Raw genomic sequence first — 3,646 nt, 5'->3', positions numbered from 1 at the left:
CCGCTTCGCCGGCCTGAGCAGGGGCGTCGCGCTACGCGCAACAAGGGGGCCCGATTGGACGCCGATTAGGGGTCCCGTTCCGATGCCGTTTGACACCGTGCGAGGCTGAGGTGGCTCGCCGCCTCAGCCAGGCACCGGGCGAGTGGGCTGCGAAGGCGAAGATCCCCGAGCGAGACGGCCTGCCGAAAGTTGATCCGCTGATGGGCGGTCGACCCTGGCGGGCAGTGCAAGCCTACTTCGATCGGCGCTACGGTCTGTCCACCGTCGAGGTGATGGCGCCCGACGGAGTGGAGAACCTCGATGTCCTCTGATTTCCCGACACCGGGCCTGAAACGTCGAACGCGGAAGGGCGGGCCGGACGTGCCGGTCTGGGTGGCACGCGCCGACCTCGTGAAGCAGGGATACGAGCCGAAAACGGTTCGCCTCCCCTATCGCCTCGACGAGCCCGACGACGCGGCCCTACTCTCGGCGTCCTGCCTCCGGCTCCAGGCCGAGATGCTGGAATGGTCGTCCGGCCACAAGCGCGATCCGAATCGGTTCAACGGGACGCTGCTCAGCCTCTCCCGCCGGAATCAAACCGACGAGGCGAGCCCGTTCAATACCAACATGAAGCACAACACCCGGAGGACGGACCTGAGCACCCTGCGGCTGATCGAGAAGGCCTTCGGGCAGCGGGTGCTGGCTCACCTCAAGAATGAGGACTTCCGCCGCTGGTACAACGAGGCGAAGAAGCCGGCGGAGCCTGGCGGCCCGGAACGGACTCGCCGCGCCTACGGCATCATCAAGAAGCTGCGCGAGCTGTTCGCCTACGGCATCATGGACGAGTTGCCGGACTGCCAGCGCCTGCACACGGTGCTGTCGCAGGCACGGTTCTCGCAGCCGGCCCGGCGGCGGATTGCGATGCAGCTGGCGCACGTCGAGGCGTTCGCCAGCAAGGCGCAGGAGATGGGGCGGCTCTCGCTCGGGCTCGCCACCGCGATCCAGTTCGAGACCGCGTTGCGCCAGCGCGACGTGATCGGCGAGTGGATGCCGATCCCGGCCGGGGAGAAGGCCGCCGGCATCGTGATGAACGGCCGGCGCTGGCAGAACGGTCTGACCTGATCCGATCTCGCCGCAGACCTGGTGATTCGCAAGGCCACGACGAAGACGGGGGCGTTCGCTGCTCACGACCTCAAGCTCTGCCCGATCGTCCTGGACCTGTTGAAGCACGTTCCGGCTGACCGGCGTGTGGGCCCACTCATCATCAACGAGGCGACCGGCAAGCCCTACGCCGAGTGGGTCTTCACCCGCGAGTGGCGCAAGATCGCGCAGGCGGCGGGTATCCCGGACGAGGTCCGCAACATGGATGCCCGGGCCGGCGCAATCACCGAGGGCGACGAAGCGGGGGCGGATCTTGATTCGCTGAAGACCGTGGCGGCCCACGCCACGACGTCGACCACGGCCCGCTACGTGCGAGGCGGGCTGGGCAAATCGCGCGCCGTCGCGAACCTCAGGCTCATGCACCGGGCGAGCCAGAACGAGGCCTGAACGGGCATAGGGAACGCGGCGAGGAACGTGGGGAACGTGAGCCCAACGGTAGGGCAGTCTAAGGCCTTGCGATGCAAGGTAGAAAAGCTGGAGCGGGTGAAGGGAATCGAACCCTCGTATTCAGCTTGGAAGGCTGGTCCCTCGACTGGATTTCACCCCCGAATGCAGGCCCATTCCATTAACCACCGCATTGAGAATACAGCGGAAATCCCCCTCCCTGCGTAGCCAGCCTCGTTGCGCAGCGTTTACCCCTGCGGCTGGTATTAGGCTGGTATCACGCGAACGGGGAGCCAGCGAGGCATGGCAAAGGCGGCGGCGAAGGCCAAGGCGGCGGCGTACACGCGCAAGCGAGTGGCCCTGGCGGTCGAGCACGTCGAGCGCGGCGAGGACCTGATCGAACAGGGGAAGGTCCCCGGGCGGGGAATCGAGTTCGCCGACACCCACACCGCGGGCCTCATCCTGAGGGTCACCCCGACGGCGTCGACGTTCATGCTCAAGACGGAGAAGGCGACGATCCGGCTGGGCGAGGCCAACCGGCTGACGGTCGAGCAGGCCCGGGACCAGGCCGCCCTGGCGAAGATCTCGCTCAAGCGCGGCCGCGACCCCCGGCGCCAGGTCGCGGCCTTCGAGGCGTCGATGGGGCAGACAGCCGACGTGGCCGCGTCCGCCGAGGTCGCCGCGGCGGTGGACGACACGCCCGCGCAGACCGAGGCGGACCGGCGCCTTTACGGGCCCTGGCTCTGGAGCGACCTCGTCGAGGAGTTTCTCACGGTGAAGCTTCCGAAGCTGAAGGCGAACTACCGGACGCAGTACGAGAGCTACCTGCGTCACCAGGCTTTCGACCGCATCCGCGACCGGCTCGTCTCCGACATCCGCATCAAGGACCTGGAGGGCGTCCGGAACGCAGTCGTGAAGTCGAACACGGCCTCGGCCGCCCACCGCGTCGTCCAGCAGGGCAAGGAGGCGATGTCATGGGCCTGGCGCTACAACGCCGGCATTTCCGGCCTCGATGGTTTCGAGTACGAGTGGTGGCTGCGGTGGAGCATCGAATACTCCTCGGGCACGCGGGAGCACGTTCCCACCGTCGACGAGCTCGCCCGCACCCTGGCGCTCGCCGAGAGGCACAGGTCGCTCGGGCAGACGGAGCATGCGACCGGTGCCGGCACGCTGGCGATGTTGTGGCTGACCGTCCTGACGGGCCAGCGGACCTTCCCAACCTCGATCCTGCGGCACGACCGCCTCTACCCCATCGACGGCATGCCGGGGTGGCTCAGCGCGAATTGGTCTGGCGTCGAGATGAAGGGCGGCAAGAGCGGCAGCCGGCCCCATGCCCTGCCGCTTCCCCCGCAGGCGTTGGCGATGCTGAAGTGCCTCTGGGCCGAGCTCGACGAGCCGTCGCCGTGGGCGTGCCCGTCCGTCCGCGGCGACGGTCACGCCCACCAGTCCGCAGTCAACAAATTGCTCTGGCGCATGGAGGGACTCGACCAATACGGCGACCCGAAGCCGGGGCGGACCAATCTCCTAGCCCTGCACGGAATCGAGCCATGGACGCCGCACGATGCCCGTCGCACGCTCGGGTCTTTCCTCGGCGACCGCCGGCTCGGCGGCGCGGCATCGGCCATCCTTTCGCATAAGGAGGACAGGACCGACAGCGAGAAGGAGAAGGTCGCCGCGGTCACCCGGCTCCACTACGACCGAGGCCAGCGCATGGCCCTCAAGGCCGAGGGCATGGCCCTGTGGGTCGACGCGGTCCTGGAGGCCTACGAGCGGGAGCGCGCCGCGCTGGCGCTGATCCCCCTGCCCGAGCCCCCTCCCCGCACGCCGCGCAAGCCGTCCGAGAAGCGGAAGCCGAAGGAGGCCAGGGATAACCCGCCGGAGCCGGCAGCCCCGGCTTGCCCACCGAATCCCGAGATGCGATCCACGCAATCGACTAACGCCGGTCGACGGAGATCCCAGGTGAAACGCCCGATACGCCCCACCCGACCAGAGACCGATCCCGGGGCGTAACCGCGCGGCGGCAGCCCCGTAACCGGGGCAAAATCGCGGGCGGTCAGGCTGGTGAGGTCTGCCTGACCAAGTCTGCGAGAGGTGGGATGGGTGGCCCGTGATCGGGGATGCC

At 68.2% G+C, this 3,646-nt stretch carries 4 protein-coding genes; all 4 read left to right on the top strand.

The genetic code is table 11. The features are described from left to right. Window positions 1-110 precede the first annotated feature (110 nt). The gene (locus BM430_RS33665) at window positions 111-311 is read left to right on the top strand and encodes a hypothetical protein (RefSeq protein WP_244539797.1); all 201 of its coding nucleotides are present in this window, start codon (window positions 111-113) and stop codon (window positions 309-311) included. Continuing rightward, window positions 301-1,101 carry a hypothetical protein gene (locus BM430_RS33660; RefSeq protein WP_244539796.1) on the top strand — a complete coding sequence of 267 codons (801 nt, stop codon included), beginning with the start codon at window positions 301-303 and terminating at the stop codon, window positions 1,099-1,101. The genes BM430_RS33665 and BM430_RS33660 overlap by 11 nt, the downstream gene beginning before the upstream one ends. A gap of 21 nt (window positions 1,102-1,122) precedes the next feature. After that, window positions 1,123-1,527, top strand: a complete 405-nt coding sequence (locus BM430_RS35490) for a hypothetical protein (RefSeq protein ID WP_244539795.1) — start codon at window positions 1,123-1,125, stop codon at window positions 1,525-1,527. Between the two features lie 300 nt (window positions 1,528-1,827). Beyond that, window positions 1,828-3,534 carry an integrase arm-type DNA-binding domain-containing protein gene (locus BM430_RS33650; RefSeq protein ID WP_093571516.1) on the top strand — a complete coding sequence of 569 codons (1,707 nt, stop codon included), beginning with the start codon at window positions 1,828-1,830 and terminating at the stop codon, window positions 3,532-3,534. The last annotated feature ends 112 nt before the right edge of the window (window positions 3,535-3,646 follow it).

The organism is Methylobacterium sp. 174MFSha1.1, assembly GCF_900116815.1.
Classification (GTDB): Bacteria; Pseudomonadota; Alphaproteobacteria; order Rhizobiales; family Beijerinckiaceae; genus Methylobacterium.
This window is presented reverse-complemented; position numbering and strand designations above follow the sequence as displayed.